22 protein-coding genes and 1 other annotated feature are annotated in these 17,931 nt (G+C 46.7%); all 22 genes read right to left on the bottom strand.

Annotated features, from left to right (window positions below):
* Positions 1-80: 80 nt before the first annotated feature.
* The 22 genes from rpmA to GFC28_RS17100 all read right to left on the bottom strand — a co-directional run bounded on the left by rpmA (position 81) and on the right by GFC28_RS17100 (position 17,920).
* Positions 81-371 (bottom strand): 50S ribosomal protein L27, encoded by a 291-nt coding sequence (rpmA, locus tag GFC28_RS17205; protein WP_044742903.1) that lies wholly within the window; start codon positions 369-371, stop codon positions 81-83.
* Positions 372-376: 5 nt separating this feature from the next.
* Entirely contained in the window at positions 377-718 is a 342-nt protein-coding gene (locus GFC28_RS17200) for a ribosomal-processing cysteine protease Prp (protein ID WP_044742904.1), read from the bottom strand.
* A 10-nt stretch (positions 719-728) separates the two neighbouring features.
* A complete protein-coding gene (gene rplU / locus GFC28_RS17195; RefSeq protein WP_027409453.1) occupies positions 729-1,037 on the bottom strand; it encodes a 50S ribosomal protein L21 in 309 nt (102 codons plus the stop codon).
* A gap of 14 nt (positions 1,038-1,051) precedes the next feature.
* Positions 1,052-1,131 (bottom strand) — a sequence feature (ribosomal protein L21 leader region).
* Between the two features lie 213 nt (positions 1,132-1,344).
* The gene (locus GFC28_RS17190; protein ID WP_044742905.1) at positions 1,345-2,208 is read right to left on the bottom strand and encodes a M50 family metallopeptidase; all 864 of its coding nucleotides are present in this window, start codon (positions 2,206-2,208) and stop codon (positions 1,345-1,347) included.
* On the bottom strand, positions 2,201-2,968 hold the full coding sequence (locus GFC28_RS17185) for a M23 family metallopeptidase (RefSeq protein WP_044742906.1): 768 nt from the start codon (positions 2,966-2,968) through the stop codon (positions 2,201-2,203). The genes GFC28_RS17190 and GFC28_RS17185 overlap by 8 nt, the downstream gene beginning before the upstream one ends.
* A gap of 121 nt (positions 2,969-3,089) precedes the next feature.
* Positions 3,090-3,893, bottom strand: coding sequence for a septum site-determining protein MinD (gene minD / locus GFC28_RS17180; protein ID WP_044742907.1), 804 nt, complete (start codon positions 3,891-3,893; stop codon positions 3,090-3,092).
* Between the two features lie 2 nt (positions 3,894-3,895).
* Positions 3,896-4,549, bottom strand: coding sequence for a septum site-determining protein MinC (minC, locus tag GFC28_RS17175; protein ID WP_221212047.1), 654 nt, complete (start codon positions 4,547-4,549; stop codon positions 3,896-3,898).
* Between the two features lie 78 nt (positions 4,550-4,627).
* Positions 4,628-5,146, bottom strand: coding sequence for a rod shape-determining protein MreD (gene mreD, locus GFC28_RS17170; RefSeq protein ID WP_044742909.1), 519 nt, complete (start codon positions 5,144-5,146; stop codon positions 4,628-4,630).
* The gene (gene mreC / locus GFC28_RS17165) at positions 5,143-6,009 is read right to left on the bottom strand and encodes a rod shape-determining protein MreC (RefSeq protein ID WP_044742910.1); all 867 of its coding nucleotides are present in this window, start codon (positions 6,007-6,009) and stop codon (positions 5,143-5,145) included. Before mreC ends, mreD begins: the two co-directional genes overlap by 4 nt.
* Before the next feature lie 18 nt (positions 6,010-6,027).
* Positions 6,028-7,050 carry a rod shape-determining protein gene (locus tag GFC28_RS17160; RefSeq protein ID WP_044742911.1) on the bottom strand — a complete coding sequence of 341 codons (1,023 nt, stop codon included), beginning with the start codon at positions 7,048-7,050 and terminating at the stop codon, positions 6,028-6,030.
* A gap of 142 nt (positions 7,051-7,192) precedes the next feature.
* Positions 7,193-7,873, bottom strand: a complete 681-nt coding sequence (gene radC / locus GFC28_RS17155) for a RadC family protein (RefSeq protein ID WP_044742912.1) — start codon at positions 7,871-7,873, stop codon at positions 7,193-7,195.
* A 6-nt stretch (positions 7,874-7,879) separates the two neighbouring features.
* Positions 7,880-8,461 (bottom strand): Maf family protein, encoded by a 582-nt coding sequence (locus tag GFC28_RS17150; protein ID WP_044742913.1) that lies wholly within the window; start codon positions 8,459-8,461, stop codon positions 7,880-7,882.
* 312 nt (positions 8,462-8,773) lie between these two features.
* A complete protein-coding gene (locus GFC28_RS17145; RefSeq protein ID WP_044742914.1) occupies positions 8,774-9,664 on the bottom strand; it encodes a hypothetical protein in 891 nt (296 codons plus the stop codon).
* A 110-nt stretch (positions 9,665-9,774) separates the two neighbouring features.
* Entirely contained in the window at positions 9,775-10,260 is a 486-nt protein-coding gene (locus GFC28_RS17140) for a type II secretion system protein (protein WP_044742915.1), read from the bottom strand.
* On the bottom strand, positions 10,247-11,014 hold the full coding sequence (gspM, locus tag GFC28_RS17135) for a type II secretion system protein GspM (RefSeq protein ID WP_044742916.1): 768 nt from the start codon (positions 11,012-11,014) through the stop codon (positions 10,247-10,249). The genes GFC28_RS17140 and gspM overlap by 14 nt, the downstream gene beginning before the upstream one ends.
* A complete protein-coding gene (locus GFC28_RS17130; RefSeq protein WP_044742917.1) occupies positions 11,011-11,634 on the bottom strand; it encodes a PilN domain-containing protein in 624 nt (207 codons plus the stop codon). Before GFC28_RS17130 ends, gspM begins: the two co-directional genes overlap by 4 nt.
* A complete protein-coding gene (gene pilM / locus GFC28_RS17125; RefSeq protein ID WP_044742918.1) occupies positions 11,618-12,586 on the bottom strand; it encodes a type IV pilus biogenesis protein PilM in 969 nt (322 codons plus the stop codon). The genes GFC28_RS17130 and pilM overlap by 17 nt, the downstream gene beginning before the upstream one ends.
* 17 nt (positions 12,587-12,603) lie before the next feature.
* On the bottom strand, positions 12,604-13,362 hold the full coding sequence (locus GFC28_RS17120; protein WP_044742919.1) for a prepilin peptidase: 759 nt from the start codon (positions 13,360-13,362) through the stop codon (positions 12,604-12,606).
* Between the two features lie 21 nt (positions 13,363-13,383).
* Positions 13,384-13,899 (bottom strand): prepilin-type N-terminal cleavage/methylation domain-containing protein, encoded by a 516-nt coding sequence (locus GFC28_RS17115; protein ID WP_044742920.1) that lies wholly within the window; start codon positions 13,897-13,899, stop codon positions 13,384-13,386.
* Positions 13,900-13,987: 88 nt separating this feature from the next.
* Positions 13,988-15,199 (bottom strand): type II secretion system F family protein, encoded by a 1,212-nt coding sequence (locus tag GFC28_RS17110; RefSeq protein ID WP_044742921.1) that lies wholly within the window; start codon positions 15,197-15,199, stop codon positions 13,988-13,990.
* Between the two features lies 1 nt (position 15,200).
* Positions 15,201-16,244 carry a type IV pilus twitching motility protein PilT gene (locus GFC28_RS17105; RefSeq protein WP_044742922.1) on the bottom strand — a complete coding sequence of 348 codons (1,044 nt, stop codon included), beginning with the start codon at positions 16,242-16,244 and terminating at the stop codon, positions 15,201-15,203.
* 11 nt (positions 16,245-16,255) lie between these two features.
* The gene (locus tag GFC28_RS17100; RefSeq protein WP_044742923.1) at positions 16,256-17,920 is read right to left on the bottom strand and encodes a GspE/PulE family protein; all 1,665 of its coding nucleotides are present in this window, start codon (positions 17,918-17,920) and stop codon (positions 16,256-16,258) included.
* Positions 17,921-17,931: the final 11 nt, after the last annotated feature.

Here is a 17,931-nt window from a genome sequence, read left to right as displayed (position 1 = left end):
TCGCTTTGGACGGGCTGTTTCAAACCGGGGCAAAAAGAAAACCCTAACCAAAAGCGGTTAGAGTTTTCAAACCTTGTTTGTTATGCTTCTTGTGTTACTGGGTATACGCTCACTTTTTTGCGATCACGGCCCAAACGCTCGAAACGAACGATGCCGTCTACTTTCGCATAAAGTGTATCGTCGCCACCGCGGCCAACATTCAAGCCTGGATAAATTTTTGTACCGCGTTGACGGTAAAGGATCGAACCGCCTGTTACGAATTGGCCGTCCGCACGCTTCGCGCCAAGACGCTTCGCGATGGAGTCACGACCGTTTTTCGTTGAACCTACTCCTTTTTTCGATGCGAAAAATTGAAGGTCAAGTCTTAGCATGAGTTTCACCTCCTATGTTTATCGACAACCCGGATATACTTTCCGTAATCTCTTTCAATCGTTTGTAATGAAACGAGCATCGCTTCAAGGAGAAGCTGTACGTTCGCAGCAACGCGAACATCCTCAATATCAGGAAGCTCGCAGCGAAGATATCCGCCTTTGTCTCCTTGAGTAATATGCGGCTTGATCTTCGTCAACGCTTCAATCGCGTTGATCGCTCCGATGGAAACCGCCGATGCCCCAGCACAAACGATATCTTGTCCACGCTTTGCGAAATGAGCGTGGCCGCTCATCGTAAAGCTCTTAATGTTCCCTTCGTCTGTGCGTTCAATTTCTACGTGTATCATCGTCGACGCCTTACGCGTTAATTTTTTCGATCACTACTTTTGTGTAAGGTTGACGGTGGCCTTGTTTACGACGATAGTTCTTTTTCGGTTTGTACTTAAACACGATGATTTTCTTTTGGCGGCCATGCTTTTGAACTTTAGCTGTTACCGTTGCGCCTTCTACTGTAGGATTGCCAACCTTTACAGTTTCACCGCCTACAAGCAACACTTTGTCAAAAGTAACCGTTTCGCCTTCCGCTACATCAAGCTTTTCGATGTAGATTTCTTGGCCTTCTTGAACTTTAATTTGTTTACCGCCAGTTTCAATAATTGCGTACATTGTTGCACCTCCTAACATAGACTCAGACTCGCCAGCACGAGGCGTTTCGCCAATGCGAACACTTCCAACCTGCGCTGAGCGGTTGTAGCATGGGTGCCTTTCAAAACGACTTTTGCACCAAATCTTGCCGCTTTTGATGCGCGCAAAATTTTCTACAACATGAGAATAGTACCACAAGAAAATGACGAATGTCAATATATAAAAGCGGTCCAAAAACCGTACAGCGTCTCGCGACATCTATAAGTGGTATTCGTCAGCAACAGCCGCTTTTCTTTTGGATCCAAAAGAAAAGCGGCTGTCTTCGCATTTAGACATAGAGCAGGTTGCCAATCGCTTCATTTGTTTGCCGCTCGGCAAAAAAAGCGTGCAGCACTTCGCTTTCATCAAGAATGATTTGCTCTTTCTTATTTTTCACCACAATAATGGAATGCTTCTGACAGCGGTAAAATCTTTGCAGCACTTTTTGCACCGGCTCCGTTTCCTCTACTTTAATCGGCTGCCACTTCTGATAATCGCCTTTTTTTCCATAATAGCGCTCCAATAAAAAACGCATCAGCACATAACGCCGCTGCTTCCATTCCTTCCAAAGCGAAATGAAAAGAAAAAGCGCGATTACCCATAGATCAAGTTGGGAGGGTGCAATGAAAAAAATGCCTGCGATCCATAAAAAAAGAGCGATCAATGAACCAATCACCATCTGCTTATGTGCCTTTTCAAAGGGGAAGCAACGGGTTAAAGCGAGAAACAGCAGCTTCCCGCCATCAAGCGGCCAGATAGGCAGTAAATTAACAGCACAGATTGTCACATTGTAGCGGGCCCATAGCTGCCAAGTATCATCTGATATCATCCCTGCTTCCCATATCACAAAGCCAGCCCCTAACAGCCAGATATGTTGCGCCGGACCAGCCAATGTTACAAGCAGCTCCTCGCGAAACGGCCGATTCCCGTGCTCTTCAACCTCAGCAACGCCTCCGAAAGGGAGCAATAAAATTTGTTTAATGCGCCAAGAAAAAAAAAGCGCCGTGACAGCGTGTCCAAGCTCATGAATCAATACAATACAAAATAAAAGAAGCAATTGTTGAAAATGTGCGGTAATAACGGCGACTCCTCCCATCAGCCACAGCAGCGGATGAATGTGGATTTTCATAAGCAAAGCCAGATACTTATTCAAAGGGAACCACCTGAATCGGGTCAATAAATTGATCCCCTTGCTTAATCGCAAAATAAAAAACCCCTTTTGCTTGATTCCCATCCTTCATCGCCGTTCCGACTTCTTTGCCTGCTTCAATGAAATCATATAGCTTGACCGTAATACTCCCTAAATTCCCATACCAAGATTCACTTCCATCCGCATGTTGGACGATAACCGTTTTGCCAATTTTATCTTTATTGCCGGCAAATATTACGATTCCGTCATCCATTGCTTCTACAGGAGTGTTGACATTTGTTTCAACCATAATTCCTTGTCCATTTTTTTCGAAATTTTCGAGAACGCGCCCCGAAGCAGGAATCGCATAAGATTTCTCGCTTTTTTTCACCGTTTCTGTCTTTTTCTCGGGAAATAAAGCAAACGGCTCGCCAAATTTCTCCTCATACCACTTCGATACCGCCGCGAATTGAAATTCATGCTCCATTGTCTGCTTCACGACCGCGCGCACAGGCTCAAACGCTGCGGAAGGGTTTTTAAAGGCAATCGCTGATATGAGCACAAGACAAGCAGCGACAAATGTTTTTAATAAAAACACTTCCTTTTTAAATAACGGATGATGCGGCTCATCTGTCGGATAGCGGTCATATGTAATGACAGGTTGCCCATATCGCTCCTCATCCGATAAATCTACAAGCGGCTGATAAGAACGGTCATACTGAAGCGAACGCTGCCGCTTTCGTTTTTCGATTCGCTTCTGAATCTCTTTTGCACGCTTATTCATCCGGTTATCACCATTCCCCCACATGATCGTTTGTAACTAATGTATGAGACAACCTATGGGGTTATGCTTAAAAAAGCTAGTTTAAAAGCTGAATGATTCAGCTTTCAAACTAGCTTTCCCTTTAACGAACACCAAAAAAACGCTTGATTCGTGTAAACATGCTTTTTTGTTCTGATTCGAGCGATTGCAGCGGCACAGATTCGCCAAGAATTCTGCGCGCAATATTTCGATAGGCAATCGAGGCCTTGCTGGTTGGATCAAGAACAATCGGTTCCCCATTGTTGGACGCTTTGATGACGTTTTCATCATCGGCGATAATGCCGAGCAAATCGATGGATAGGTGCATCACAATTTCATCAATATCCAGCATATCGCCGCTTTTGACCATATGGCCGCGAATGCGGTTGATGACAAGCCGCGGCGACTTCACATGCTCTTCTTTTTCCAGCAATCCGATGATGCGGTCGGCATCGCGAACGGATGATACTTCTGGAGTTGTCACCACAATCGCTTCATCTGCTCCGGCCACCGCATTTTTAAATCCCTGCTCAATACCAGCCGGACAATCGATCAGCACATAATCATAATCTTGCTTAAGCTCTTCCACAAGCTGCTTCATCTGCTCCGGCGCCACTGCTGTTTTATCGCTTGTTTGTGCCGCAGGTAACAAATACAGCTTATCGTCAAACCGCTTATCCTTTACAAGCGCTTTTTGCACCGTGCAGCGCCCTTCTACAACATCCACTAAATCATAGATAATCCGGTTTTCAAGACCCATGACAACATCAAGATTGCGCAGTCCGATATCCGTATCAACAAGGCAGACACGTTTTCCTAATAGCGCAAGGGCCGTTCCCAAGTTAGCGGTTGTCGTTGTTTTCCCAACGCCGCCTTTTCCTGATGTAATGACGATAGCTTCTCCCACTGCTAAAATCTCCTTTCTAACCGTGTTAAAGTCGGTCGAAGATGCATAAGTAGCTGTAAGCGATCGACAACAATTTGGTCATTGTCGTCAATGTAGGCACATTCCATTTCATTTTGTTCGTCGACTTTATAATCCGGAGCGCGATTCATCACATCGCTAATGCGCAGCTGCATCGGCTTCATCACAGACGCCGCAATCACAGCCTCCTTATTGCCGTAGCATCCCGCATGTGCAATGCCTCTTAACGCTCCAAGAATAAAAATATTGCCTCCAGCAATAACCGTTCCCCCTGGATTGACATCGCCTATTAGCAGTAAATCGCCATGCACATGAAGCACTTGCCCGGAACGGACGATTTTGGCAACAGAAACGATTTCTGTTTTCTGCTTCCATTCAATCGCTTCTTCCTTCGTCATGACATTGCTGTCAATCGAAGCAACGACTAAATTCTTTTTCGCCCGGATAAGCGCGCGCAATTCTTCCTCCTGCTCCGGCGTTAAATAGCGGTTTCCAAGCTTAAGATGAACAGAAACGAGCGGTCCGTCAAAATCCTTATTCTCATTGATCATTAGCTTTTCATCCAACTCCGCAATTAAATCATCATAGGAGCACATATCATCGAGATGCAACGTCAGCCCATCTTTCGTTCCCTTCATCGTGACATATGGTTGTTTTTGCCTATTCACAACGTTCACCTCAACGAATAATTCTACAACCCCCGCCTATTTTCCTTTTCATTCTTCCCGCTCGTCACGTCCAAATTTCAGCAGCCATTGCTTCAGCGGATAAGAAAAAAGAAAAAGAAAAATGACATTGATCAGCAACGTTGGCAAAAGGCGGTGTGAATTAAATTGGTCAATCGGCATATCGGTTTTTCCAATTAGCAGTTGAATACCATAAACATAAAATTCCAGCATCATAATGGCCAGCATACTGAGAAAACAAGTAACGGCTAGATGATTATGAAAGATTTTCATAGCTTTTTCCATCACATAGGCCATTAAAGTAAACGCGAACGCGTACACTCCAAGAATTTCTGTATAAACAACATCATACAGCAGTCCGAAGATAAAACCATAAATCATTCCATAAGTTCGCGTGACATACACGGTAATCAATAAAATAAAAACAAACAGAAAACGGGGAGCAAATAAATAATCTTGATACCATTCATTTTTCGGCCATAAATCGACTAAAATGCTTTCGCTCATAAAAATCACAATGGCGAGAAAAGGAAGAAACAGCTTTTTCACTTTGCTTCCTCCTCTTCTTGCGCAGCGTCTATTTTTCGTTTGACGACAATGACATCGTCAATATCATAAAAGTTTGCAGCCGGTTTGACATACACCATTTTGGTTAAACCGTATTGGTCCGGCACGACCTCTTCCACTTCGCCGATCGGGAGACCTTCTGGAAAAATGCCGCCAAGCCCTGATGTCATGACCAATTGCTTTTTCTCAATTTTCGCATCAAATGGCACTCGTTTTAAAAGCAAGGACTTGCGTTTTTCATCATAGCCTTCAATCAATCCGAACACACTTTCATTCTTCGTTTGGACGTACGCGGAAATAAAGTTTTTCCGATCAATAGAGCTTAAAAGTTGAACGGTAGCTGTAAATTGTGCAGCATGCTGGACTTTTCCGATCAATCCTCCAGGCGTAATGACAGCCATATCCTTTTTCACGCCTTGCTGCTCGCCCTTATTGATAATAATTGTTTCCTGCCAGCGCTCAGGATTCCGCCCGATAACGGTCGCGTGAATGGCAACAAAATCACGCAAGCTTTCTTTTTTCTTTAAGATCGCACGAAGCTCCTCGTTTTCCTTCTTTAAAGTTTGAACTTCTGCTTCCAGCATCACATATTCTTCAAGCCGCTCTTTGAGTATCTTGTTTTCCTTGTATGTATTCTTGATGTCTTGAACATTCTCAAAGAAGCCCGCAACGAGCTGTGCGGGCTTATGGAACAAAAGCTGGACAAAACCGGTTGTATCTTTTACGAATTGCTCAGACCATGTCAACTCTTTCCGGTCTTTCAAGGAAAAACCAATCAATGCCACGAGAAAAATAATGCTGACAAGCAATAAAATCAGTCGTTTGTTTAAAAAGAATTGTGGCATGATTTACACCTCTTGCAATTAGCGATGGCTTTTCGCTTTGTTTTTAAATAGATGAATATGGTCTAACGCTTTTCCTGTTCCGATCGCAACACAATCAAGCGGATTTTCCGCTACAATCACAGGCATCTCCGTTTCCTTGCTGATGACTTTGTCAAGATTGCGCAGCAAGGCACCGCCCCCTGTCAGCACAATTCCGCGGTCCATAATATCAGCAGCCAGCTCCGGCGGCGTTTTCTCCAATGTATTTTTCACCGAATCCACAATGGCATAGACCGTGTCGCGTAGCGCTTCCGCAATTTCTTCCGCGCTGATTTCAATCGTTTTTGGCAATCCTGTTAGCAAATCGCGCCCACGGATTTCCATCGTGCCAATTCCTTCTGGGGTTCCGGCGGACCCTATTTCGACTTTAATCGCTTCCGCCGTCCGCTCCCCGATCATGAGATTGTATGTTTTGCGGATATATTGAATAATCGACTCATCCATCTCGTCTCCAGCAATTCGGATCGATTGGCTCGTCACGATCCCGCCGAGAGAAATGACCGCAACCTCTGTTGTACCGCCGCCAATGTCGACGACCATGCTTCCAGTCGGCTCCCATACCGGCAAGTTGGCGCCGATCGCTGCGGCAAATGGCTCTTCAATGGTATACGCATCACGTGCCCCAGCTTGACGCGTGGCATCAATCACCGCCCGCTCCTCAACAGCTGTGATGCCGTAGGGCACACATACCATCACATAAGGTTTTCCAGCCAAAAATCCTTTATTTTTGGTTGCTTGGTTAATGTAGTATTTCATCATAATCGCGGTCGTTTCATAATCAGCGATGACTCCGTCCTTCATTGGACGCAAAGCGACAACGTTGCCCGGAGTCCGGCCGATCATGTTTTTCGCTTCATTTCCGACTGCTACAATTTGTTTTGTGTCCTTTTGCAATGCAACGACTGACGGTTCTCTGACAACAATGCCTTTGCCTTTCACATATACAAGAGTATTGGCTGTTCCTAAGTCGATTCCAAGATCTCTTGTTCCTAATCCAAACATAATTTGTATCTTCCTTTCTGAAACGAAATGCTAATTTTTATACTCATTTTTCGATTTTATTCGTCATTCCAAATTTGTACAGCATGGCGAGGAAAAACTCATAACTGTTATTATAACTCATTCGACAAAAAAAGAGAACTACTTACATATATCCTTTTTCTTTCAAACTGATGAACTTTTGATCGCCAATGATTAAGTGGTCTAAAAGTTCGATTCCCATGATTCGGCCGCATTCGACAAGGCGTTTTGTCACTTCCACATCTTCGCGGCTCGGAGTTGGGTCTCCTGAAGGATGATTATGGGCGCAAATAATAGAAGCGGCAGATCGTTTGATCGCTTCTTTAAACACTTCGCGGGGATGGACAATAGAGGCATTCAAACTGCCGATAAACACGGTTTTTCGATGGATCACTTGGTTTTTGGTATTTAAGTAAATGGCGACAAAATGCTCTTGTGATAAAAAGCGCAGATCATCCATGAGGTATTTTGCCCCATCTTCCGGCGAACGAATCACATATCGTTCATCGTAGCTGAGCCGTCCTATCCGGCGGCCCAATTCAATGGCGGCTAAAATTTGCACCGCCTTTGCTTTGCCGATTCCTTTAATGTTGGTGATTTCTTCAACTGTTGCCTCTTTCAGCAGACGCAGCCCTTCAAAACGATGGAGCAGCCGTTGGGCAAGCTCAAGCACCGATTCAGACTTTGTTCCGGTACGCAGTAAGAGCGCCAGCAGCTCCTGATTAGACAGGCTTTCCGGGCCGTTAAATAGAAGGCGTTCGCGCGGACGCGCCTCCTTTGGAACGTCACGAATCATCAGCGTCATTGCTTTTTACTCACCATTCCTTTCTTCTTGTTTCCAGTCAAGCTTTTTCAGCTCACGAATCGTTCGGGAAAGCGGAAGTCCCACAACAGAAAAATAATCTCCTACGATCTGTTTCACAAACAAAGCTCCCTTCCCTTGAATGCCGTATGCACCTGCTTTATCCATCGGCTCTCCTGTTTCGATGTACTCCCAAATTTCTTCTTTTGTCATATCCCAAAACGTGACGGCTGTGCGCTCAGCAAAAACCGTTTCTTTTTCTGGTGAAAGAATCGCTACTCCTGTAAACACTTCATGAGTTTGCCCAGATAGCCTATTCAGCATCTCAAATGCTTCTTGCTTTGTTTTTGGCTTGCCCAGCGCCTGTCCTTCATGCACGACAATCGTATCTGCACCGATGACATAGGCATCTGGATGCTTTCGCTGCACTTCTTTCGCTTTTTGATAAGCAAGCGATTGAACCATTTCCTCTGGTGTTGGGTTGGCTTGGATGTGCTCATCGATTTCGCTAGCGAGGATATCAAAATGGAGGCCCGCCATATTCAGCAGTTGTTTGCGCCGAGGAGAACTTGAGGCAAGTATCAGCTTCATCTACCATCCCATCCTTTTTCTTCGTTTCAAATCGGAAGATACACCTGTATCGTACCAAAATTCACAATTCGACACAATTTTTTTATTTAAAAAGATGGGGGAGCTTCCATCAATCATTAATGCAGCCTAAAAGACGCCTGGAAAATCGGCGGCCAAAGCGGTCTGGCGACATTTGTCGCCTATTCGTATGAAAAGTCGGAAGCCAGGCAAGTCTTTGTTTTATTTTATTCGCTCATAGAACAGTGACTGCCAATCATGGCAGAACTATTTTCAAGCAAAAAAAGCGGAGAGGCTGACCCGTCCGCTTTTCTGTCATTTTAATAGATCCAGCAATTGCTGCTGCGTCTTCCATAACAAAGCATCATCCTTTTTCTCGCGATAGGCGATTAACGACAAATACGCATTCTCGATCGACTTCCATACTGGATTACTGGAGGCATCAGAAGCTTGCAGCTGTTTATATTTTTTTTGCAATGATTCCCACTGTCCAGCACTCGCTTCTTTTTTCTCTAGCAATTGCACAGATAACGTCGCCAGCTCTTGATAAAATGATTGCCATGAGGAGTGTTTCACTCGCTGAACAGACATCGACTTGATATACGTATCGGCTCCCTTTTGCTTGTACAGGTCATTCAGAGGGCTAAGTGACGGCTTGTCTTTTCCCACACCAATGAATACGGATGTCGGATTTTTTCCAATTAAAACAGCTGGGAGATTAGAAGATTGCAGCTTTTGAGCATAGGCCTTTGCCGCTTTTTCGTCACTAAACACCCCTGCCTGAATGACGCTCACGGTCAATGAGGCTGACGATGTTGACGTCGGTTCCGTTGAAGAAGGGGCTGTCTTTTCTTGAGGTTGTGTTTGCTCTAGCGAAATAGCCGAGCCATTATCGTCCACCGAAGCGGTTTCTTTTGGTTTAGGAATGGCATAAAGAACGACCAAGCCAAAGCTTGTCCCGACGATGACAGCTAATAAAATCGCCAAAATGGCTGATTTGGCGCGCCCATGAGTGAAGCGTCCCCATGCCGCCCGTTTCGGTTTGCTGTTTTCGCCGGCGAAAGAGACAATCGGAGAAATGGAGAATTCCTCCTTCGTTGCACTGACCTCCGCTTCCGGCAATGGGAGGCTTGTCGATTTTTCCATCATAAATGACTGCTCTTTTCCATTGATCTTGACTTTTATTTCTTTGTCGTGCTTGTCCATGATTCTATCATCCCCGTTTCTTCCATTCTTTGCCCATCTTATCATACTGGAAACAAAAAAGAACAAGACATTTGTCGTCTTGTTCTCGAAGGTTTTCGCCAAATTTCGTTCTATCGAATATCGGTAATGAGCGAGACAGACAGCTCCTTCACCGGTATTTCCTCTTGCGTATCGCTGTAAGAGCAAAGCTGCTTTGTTTCCCCCTTTAAACAAACCGCGTACTGAAGATGGCCATCCGCGCTTTTTCGGACGAGCACATAGGAAGGATTATGGTCTGTTGACAGCACGCGGCCGGTAAACGGATCGCGAACCGGCTCAAGCACACCGTCTGCGACAAGTTGCTTATACGTCAGCATTTCAGAAGTTTCAGGCGCTAAAAATTCGACATTTCCTGCGCTGACACGAAGACGGGCGGCTTCATAAAGAGCAAACGCGTTCGAAACGAACGCCTGCTGCCGCGATTTCTCAATGATATGAAACATGACAATGACAGCAATGGACGCAATGATTCCTAAAATCACGATCACTGCCAGCAATTCTATTAACGTCATTCCCCGGTTTGCCCGCAGCAGGCGCAAAGGCTTATCGTTCCTCATCGCCATCATCCGGCAGCAGTTCAGTCAATGGATTCCGCTTTCCGCTTGGGGAAGGAACGTCAAGCGGCGGTGTTTGTTTTTGCAGTTTCGCTAATCCAGGATGGTAAAAAGCGCTGATCGTCAATGAGTAGGTTAACGGCTCGGTCTGTGTGTCAATCGATGTCAGCTCTGGATTTCCCGAAAAAGATAGCGTTTCAACAGAAACGATGCGGTCAAGCTTCTCAAGCGTTTGTAAAAATCTTTCCAAATGATAGTAAGACGGGGATTGCACCGTAAGCTGAACCGTTACTTTTTTTAATCCTTGCGGCAAAGAAGGGGCAGCAGAATCCGTTTTTTGAGCTGCCGCTTGCTCCTCTGTACGGGCCTGTGTTCCATTTTCTTGCCCCTGTGCGCTATCGGCTGGTGGCTGCCCATTGACATCCGCTTCTTCATTAAAAGACATGCTAGAAATCAAACTGTCCGACAGAACCTCCGCTTTTTCTAAATCAAGGATCAGCTGCTCCACGAGCGGTTTGACGGGCACTTTTTTTTGCAGTTCAACCACGCTGGCTGTCCGGTCCGTCTGTTGCTGCTCCGCTTGCGTCTGCATCGTCGCGAGCAGCTTCTTTTCATTTTCAACCGTCGTTCTTAACTCCTCGAGGCGGCTGTAAAGCGGCTTCAGCGTGTAAAAATAAAGCAGGACGACAGATGTGCCGACAAGCACCAGTGCCAAAAGCGAACCTAGCAGCTGGCGTTTCGAAAAACGGACGATCATGGTTGTTTCTCCTTTTCGTCTTTTAGAGCCTCTTTATTGATTCGCAGCTCATATTGCGCAAGATAGCGAGGCGCGATTTTCTTTCCTTCGGCTGCATCCGCAGCCTCCTCTGGACTGCTGTCTGCCGATCCATTGTCTCCTTGATTGGCGGCCGCAACGCTTTTGAGTTGCACGTTTGCCACAAACGGCGCATCCGACAAACGCTTTAAATAATAAGCCGCATCTTCACTCGTATCGAACTGCACGGTGATCGATACGGTTGTGTCCTCCGCATAGGAGAAATTCATGAGAAACCCGCGCTCCGGCAAAAGCTTGGCCATATTTTGCAAAAGAAGGACCGTTTTCAATGGATATTGCTTTGCCCACTCCACCGTCTTTTGCAATTCTTCCACCTCTTGCACCGGTTCTGCATCAGCAAGCTTTTGCTGCTCGGCCGCTTCAAGAGCGCGCGTTTGCTTTAATTCCTGCGTAAGCTGATTCATTTCCGACTCCGCTTTTTGCACGGACCAATAAAAAAACGCGCCTGCCGCCGCGAGCACCGCAAGCAGCAATATCGCCACAATCAGAAATACGGCATTTTTCGGTTCTTTCTTTGGCAATAAATTAACGTCGATGAGCATAGTTCGTTCCCTCTTTTAATCCAAGTCCCCACGCCAAATGATAGCGCGAGTCAACGGCTGCCGCGAGCGATGGCGACAGCTGCTCGACAGGAACATCAAAACGTTCCTGCATCGACTGATAAATTTGCGGTAAATAACGATGATCCCCTGTCAATAGCAGCCGGTTAATTTGTTCCTTTCCTTGCTGAATCGAAAAGTGATAAAAGCTCATAACACGTTCAATTTCTTTATATACGTCCTCAAACGGCTGAAACATTTCCTCTATATGCACTGGAGAAGCGGACGCAGCTTCCTCAAGCGGCTCAAATAGCAGCTGGCGCATAAAAATCGGAATATGGCGGTGAAAGGCGCTAACATTCACGGCGGTTTCATCCATTTGCACGATGAGCAAATGATCGTTCTCCTCCACCTGATCCGCCGCATAAAACAAGCGGTAAACACACAGCGGAGAAACATCCGCCGCAATCGGCTGAAGCTTGACCTTTTCTAAAAGCCGGGCATAATGGGCCACAAGCTCCTCAGGGGCGGCAAACAATAAAATGGTCCACTTTTCATCCGTATGCTCTAAAATCGTGAAGTCAAACACCGGATCCTCAAACGGCAAATGAATCGTCGTTCCAAGCTCCATAAATAAATAGCCACGAATTTCATCCTCCTGCAAATCATGCGGCAGAAAAATGCGCCGAATGACGGCAACGGCATCGGGGACAACAAAGCGGATGCGGCGGTTTTTCAGCTTCCATTCCTGCACGCATTCTTCCAAAATCATTTCAAGTGTTTCCTCATCTTGTATTTTTCCGTCCTGAATCAGCCCGCTTGGAAGCTCGCGTTCGCCCCATTTATGAATGGAAAACGGATCGGAAGGCTTCGCTTCCACGTAGCGGATCACATGATCCTTGATGATCATATTCGCGATTTTATGGCGCCATTTTAAAAGCTTTAACATATCCATGCTGTTCCCCTCATCACTTAAAAGAAAATCAATTGCTTATACCATTCCACGATTTCGTGTCCAAAAAAATAAACCGTCAACGTTCCGAGCGCAATATAAGGGCCAAATGGCATCGGCTGGCCGCGGCGGACTTTGCCGAGCGCCATTCCAATTAAACCGAATACCGTCCCATAAAGCGTTGAGATGAAAAACGCCAAAAGCACCATTTTCCATCCGACAACAAAGCCGATCAAAGCAAATAGCTTAATATCGCCGCCGCCCATCCCGCCACGGCTGGCAACGGCGACAAGCAGCAGAACAACAAAGCCGGTGAACGCGCCAACCAGCGAATCCCACCACGGCGAAAGCGGGAGCAGGGCGCGCTCGATAAGAAAAAGAACGGCAAACACCAGTAAAATGCGATCAGGAATCATCATATAGCGAAGATCGGAAACGATGATAATCATAAACAGAGAAATGAGCGTCCAGCTCACCAACAATTCGGCCGACCATCCTAAAACAAGCGGTGAAAGCGTAAAAAGACAAGCGGTCAGCCATTCCATCAGCGGATAAAGCGGCGAAATGCGCGCGCCGCAGCCGCGGCATCTTCCCACCTGCACAAGATAAGAAACGACCGGAATCAGCTCCCAAGCCGTCAGCGTGCGCTGGCAGCTCGGACAATGCGAACGGGGCTTCACAATCGATTCCCCCACCGGCACGCGAAGACCGACAACGTTAAAGAAAGAGCCGAGGAGTAACCCTACTATAAAAATTAGATATGAAAGTACGATAGACATGGGTACTTTCCTTGTCAACTATTATCTTACATTTTGACGACTTAATTGATCTTCTGCAACAGCTTTTCCTGCTGCTTCGCCCGTACCGCCGGTTTGAACTCCACGTGACGAATTCACTAGTTTTACTTTATAAGTTAATTTGTTATTGTTATTAATGATTACAACATAAGAGTCATTAGAAGGTTCAGTCAATGAAGCAGAAGCAGCTGGTGTAGGTGTGTTAGCTTCTAGGTTTTTATACTCTAATCCATCTGGATCCTTCACAGTTTCTAAATATCCATTATCCTCCAGATATTTCAAATTAATATACAGGCTTTGTCCTTTTGGAGGCAATAATGACTTATCCGATGTTACCGCAATTTTTGCCGCATTAATCATTTGCTGGGCATTTGCTACATGGGCATCTTTTTTCGAGTTATCAATGAGGCCTCCAATCGCCGGAATCGCAATCGCTGCGATAATTCCTAAAATGACGATGACCGCCAGCAATTCGATAAGCGTTAACCCGCGCTCGTTTTTTAACCACCGCTTTAACATATTTACCTCTCCCTTTCTTTCAATGTATAAGTCTTTCTATCTACTATTTTACAGGATTTATAAGTTCAATGGAAACAAATTCTTATGTTTATTGCTGGATATGATTGAAAATATCATACATTGGGACGATAATGGAGGTGACAATCGTTCCAACGATACCCGCCAAAAGAACGATCATCAGCGGCTCAATCAGCGATTTGAGACGGTCGGTCCCGACATCGACCTCCGCTTCGTAAAAATCAGCGACTTTGCTGAGCATGGCATCAAGAGCCCCGGTTTGTTCGCCGATCGCAATCATTTGAGTAACCAGCGGCGGAAACGCCCAATGATTTTTCATCGGTTCCGTCAGCGATTGCCCGCGCTCCAACGCATCGCGCGCTTCTTTGACGACCTTCGCAATGACCTCGTTTTCAATCACCTTTTCCACGATCGACAGCGCCTGCAAAATGGGCACAGAGCTTGAAAACAGCGAGCTGAGCGTGCGCGTCATCCGCGCCAGCGCCGCCTTTTGCATGAGCTTCCCGAAAATCGGCAGCCGAAGCAGCGCATAATCGAGATAATATTTGCTTGTTTTTCGCTTGTTTAGCGCGGAAAAAAGCACATATACTCCGACAAGCGCAAGCGCGACAAGCCACCAATACACTTGCATAACCTCGCTCGCTTTGAGCACAAATTTGGTGATCGCCGGCAGCTCGGCATGAAAATCGGCAAACATTTGCACAAATGTCGGCACAACGCCGATCAGCAAAAAAATGACAACCGCTAGGGCGATGATGGCGACCGCAATCGGATAGGCTAAAGCCGATATCATTTTTTGCCGCGTCCGATGCATTTTTTCGAAATGATCAGCAAGCCGTTCCAGCGTCTCGTCCATGTTTCCGCCCGCTTCGCCCGCTCTCATCATATTGACAAACATCGGCGGAAACACGCGCGGATGCTTGGCCGTTGCCGCTGATAACGGGTTGCCGGCGCGCAGCTCTTCCTCCACATCAAGGAGCGCTTTTTTTAATAATTTGCTGTCTGTTTGGTTCGCCAAAATGTTCGTGGAATCGACGACCGACACCCCTGCTTTGAGCAGGGTCGCAAATTGCCGCAAGTAAAGGGAAAAATCCTGCAGCTTCACTTTTTGGCCAAAGGTGATTTCCTTTGTCCAAAGCGTCGCCGGCACTTCTTGAATTTCAACGACCTTCACGCCCTTTTGCCGAAGTTTCATCACAGCCTCTCGCTTCGACGGGCTCGTAATGGTTCCACTTTGCCGCTTCCCTTTGATATCGCGGCCTTGATATTGAAATTGCGGCATGTTATTCGCCCCGCTCCTCTCTCAAATACGGCTCGGCGGCCTCCTTCGCAATCATTCCCGCCTGCAGCCGCTCTCTAATGCTCGCTGCGAGCGTATGCATTCCTAATGCCCGGCTTGTCTGCATCACATTGACGATTTGGTGGACCTTCTCATTGCGAATTAAATTCGCCACCGCCGCGCTGTTCAGCAACACTTCTGTCACAGCCACCCGCCCCGTTTTTTGCACATTCGGAAACAGACGCTGTGAAATCACTGCCACTAGAACGGACGCAAGCTGAATGCGGATTTGCGCCTGCTGCGCAGGCGGAAAGACATCGATGATGCGGTCAATCGTCGCCGGAGCATTCGACGTATGAAGCGTGCCGAGAACAAGATGGCCCGTTTCCGCTGCGGTAATCGCCGTGTGGATCGTTTCGAGATCGCGCATTTCGCCGACTAAAATCACATCCGGATCTTGGCGCAGCGCTGCGCGCAATCCGTTGGCAAAACTGTTCGTATCAAATCCGACCTCGCGCTGGTCAATAATGCAGCCGCCATGCTTATGCAAATATTCAATCGGATCTTCAAGCGTAATAATGTGCTTCCTCATCGTTTTGTTCATGTAGTCAATCATCGCCGCTAGCGTTGTCGATTTTCCGCTGCCGGTCGGTCCCGTGACCAGGACGAGCCCTTGAGGCTTGGCGGCAACCTGCTTGAGCACCTCGGGAAGCTTTAATTCATCAATCGTTGGAATTCTTGTTGGAATGATGCGAATCGCCAGCGAAATACAGGAGCGCTGTTTAAATACATTCACGCGAAAGCGGGAAACCCCGGGAATTCCATAAGAAAAATCCAACTCCCCTTGTTCTTCAAACCGCGGCCATAATGTTTCGGAAATGATCGCTTTCGCTATTCCTTCCGTATCCTCGGGACGCAGCGCTTCCTGTCCGTATCGCTTTAACTCTCCATTTATGCGTATAATGGGTGGAACGCCCACCGTTAAATGAACATCGGAGGCCTTCGCTTCAAAAGCCGTCCGCAATAAACGGTCTAATCGTTGCTTCATCCTTCTCACCTTTAACTTAAAATCGCCACTTTCAGAACTTCTTCCAGTGTCGTCCATCCTTGCTTCACTTTGAATAAACCGTCGTCAATCAAAAAAATCATCTTATTTTTGACCGCCAGCTCACGCAGCTTGGATAACGGTTCATGATTTAAAATGACCCGCCGCATGTCATCGGTCATGACCAATAATTCATGAATGGCCATTCTTCCTTTATAGCCTGTCATATTGCATGTTGGACAGCCGCAGCCGCGAACTAATTTTTCGATTTTCATGCCGCGCCGCGCAAAAATCTCGACTTCCCGCTTCGTCGGCGCCTGTTCCTCTTGGCAGTCGCGGCAAACGCGGCGGACAAGCCGCTGCGAAACCACGCCCGCAAGCGATGTCGCAACAAGAAACGGTTCAATTCCCATATCGATAAGCCGAGTGATGGTACTTAGCGCGTCATTTGTATGCAAGGTGCTTAATACGAGATGTCCTGTTAATGAAGCACGAATCGCTACTTCGGCCGTTTCGCGGTCGCGAATTTCGCCCACCATAATGATGTTTGGGTCTTGGCGCAAAATGGAGCGCAGTCCGTTGGCAAAGGTGAGCCCGACATTCGGGTTCACTTGGATTTGATTGATCCCTTCAAGCTGATATTCAACCGGGTCCTCAATCGTGATAATATTGACCTCCTCATTGTTTAAGCGATTTAACGCCGCATACAAAGTCGAAGATTTTCCTGATCCTGTCGGCCCTGTAATTAACACGATGCCTGTCGGCCGTTCAATCAGTTCAATAAAGCGCTGCAAATTCAGCCGATTAAATCCAAGCTTATGAATATCGTTTAACGCTGCACCTAAATCAAGAACGCGCATGACCATTTTTTCGCCATAGACGGTCGGCAGCGTTGAAACACGCAAATCAACGGGGTGAAAATCTATATTCATTTTAATCCGTCCGTCCTGTGGAACGCGATGCTCGGTTATATCCATATTTGCCAATATTTTTATTCTCGCTGTTAAGACGCTCTGCATATGTTTCGGAAGCGCGCGGTCGGTGCGCAGCACTCCATCGATCCGATAGCGGATTAGCACTTTCGTTTCTTGAGGATCGATATGAATATCGCTCGCCCGCTGCTCAACGGCCAGCTGCAATATTTGATTGACAAGCCGGACGATCGGCGAATCTTCTTCAGCCGCTCGCTCCTCTTCCATTGCATCTTGAGTGGAGGCCAGCTGCAAAAAATCTTCAATCGATTCATCCATATCATAATATTTATTGATAGCCCGCAAAATATCGTCCTTGGAGGCAATGGCGGTTTCAATATGAAATCCTGTTGAGAGCCGCAAATCATCAATCACAAAAAAGTCCATCGGATCAGCCATTGCCACAAGCAGACGATCCCCATCAATCTTAAGAGGCATGACCATATGGCGCTTCGCAAACTCCTTCGCCACGAGATTCGTCAGCTTCGGATCAATCGGATAGCGATATAAACTGACATGCGGAATGCCGAGCTGGAATTCCAACACTTCGATGAGCTGCTGTTCGGTAATATAGCCGCGCTGCAGCAGCGCATCTCCCAGCTTCTGGCCAGGCGCCTTTTCCTTTAATGCTTCCTCCAGCTGCGCTTGGGTAATTAGCCCGGCTTCTACTAATAAATCTCCTAGTCGCTTCCGTTCCTGCTTTTTCATGCTCATCATCC

Origin of the sequence: Anoxybacillus sp. B2M1, from assembly GCF_001634265.1 — a bacterium.
GTDB lineage: Bacteria > Bacillota > Bacilli > Bacillales > Anoxybacillaceae > Anoxybacteroides > Anoxybacteroides rupiense.
Note: the sequence above shows the minus strand (reverse complement) of the source record. Positions and strands in the feature narration are given on the sequence as shown.

Coding starts and splice junctions, on each gene's coding strand:
- pilM (WP_044742918.1), bottom strand. CDS start 12,586: ATGGATATGTTAAAGCTTTTAAAATGGCGCCATAAAATCGCGAATATG.
- GFC28_RS17140 (WP_044742915.1), bottom strand. CDS start 10,260: ATGAGGAACGATAAGCCTTTGCGCCTGCTGCGGGCAAACCGGGGAATG.
- GFC28_RS17200 (WP_044742904.1), bottom strand. CDS start 718: ATGATACACGTAGAAATTGAACGCACAGACGAAGGGAACATTAAGAGC.
- GFC28_RS17145 (WP_044742914.1), bottom strand. CDS start 9,664: ATGGACAAGCACGACAAAGAAATAAAAGTCAAGATCAATGGAAAAGAG.
- GFC28_RS17185 (WP_044742906.1), bottom strand. CDS start 2,968: ATGAATAAGCGTGCAAAAGAGATTCAGAAGCGAATCGAAAAACGAAAG.
- GFC28_RS17100 (WP_044742923.1), bottom strand. CDS start 17,920: ATGAAAAAGCAGGAACGGAAGCGACTAGGAGATTTATTAGTAGAAGCC.
- GFC28_RS17150 (WP_044742913.1), bottom strand. CDS start 8,461: ATGAAGCTGATACTTGCCTCAAGTTCTCCTCGGCGCAAACAACTGCTG.
- radC (WP_044742912.1), bottom strand. CDS start 7,873: ATGACGCTGATGATTCGTGACGTTCCAAAGGAGGCGCGTCCGCGCGAA.
- GFC28_RS17110 (WP_044742921.1), bottom strand. CDS start 15,199: ATGCCGCAATTTCAATATCAAGGCCGCGATATCAAAGGGAAGCGGCAA.
- GFC28_RS17115 (WP_044742920.1), bottom strand. CDS start 13,899: ATGTTAAAGCGGTGGTTAAAAAACGAGCGCGGGTTAACGCTTATCGAA.
- rpmA (WP_044742903.1), bottom strand. CDS start 371: ATGCTAAGACTTGACCTTCAATTTTTCGCATCGAAAAAAGGAGTAGGT.
- gspM (WP_044742916.1), bottom strand. CDS start 11,014: ATGATCGTCCGTTTTTCGAAACGCCAGCTGCTAGGTTCGCTTTTGGCA.
- GFC28_RS17160 (WP_044742911.1), bottom strand. CDS start 7,050: ATGTTTGGATTAGGAACAAGAGATCTTGGAATCGACTTAGGAACAGCC.
- GFC28_RS17120 (WP_044742919.1), bottom strand. CDS start 13,362: ATGTCTATCGTACTTTCATATCTAATTTTTATAGTAGGGTTACTCCTC.
- minC (WP_221212047.1), bottom strand. CDS start 4,549: ATGAAGGGAACGAAAGATGGGCTGACGTTGCATCTCGATGATATGTGC.
- mreC (WP_044742910.1), bottom strand. CDS start 6,009: ATGCCACAATTCTTTTTAAACAAACGACTGATTTTATTGCTTGTCAGC.
- GFC28_RS17105 (WP_044742922.1), bottom strand. CDS start 16,244: ATGAAGCAACGATTAGACCGTTTATTGCGGACGGCTTTTGAAGCGAAG.
- rplU (WP_027409453.1), bottom strand. CDS start 1,037: ATGTACGCAATTATTGAAACTGGCGGTAAACAAATTAAAGTTCAAGAA.
- GFC28_RS17130 (WP_044742917.1), bottom strand. CDS start 11,634: ATGCTCATCGACGTTAATTTATTGCCAAAGAAAGAACCGAAAAATGCC.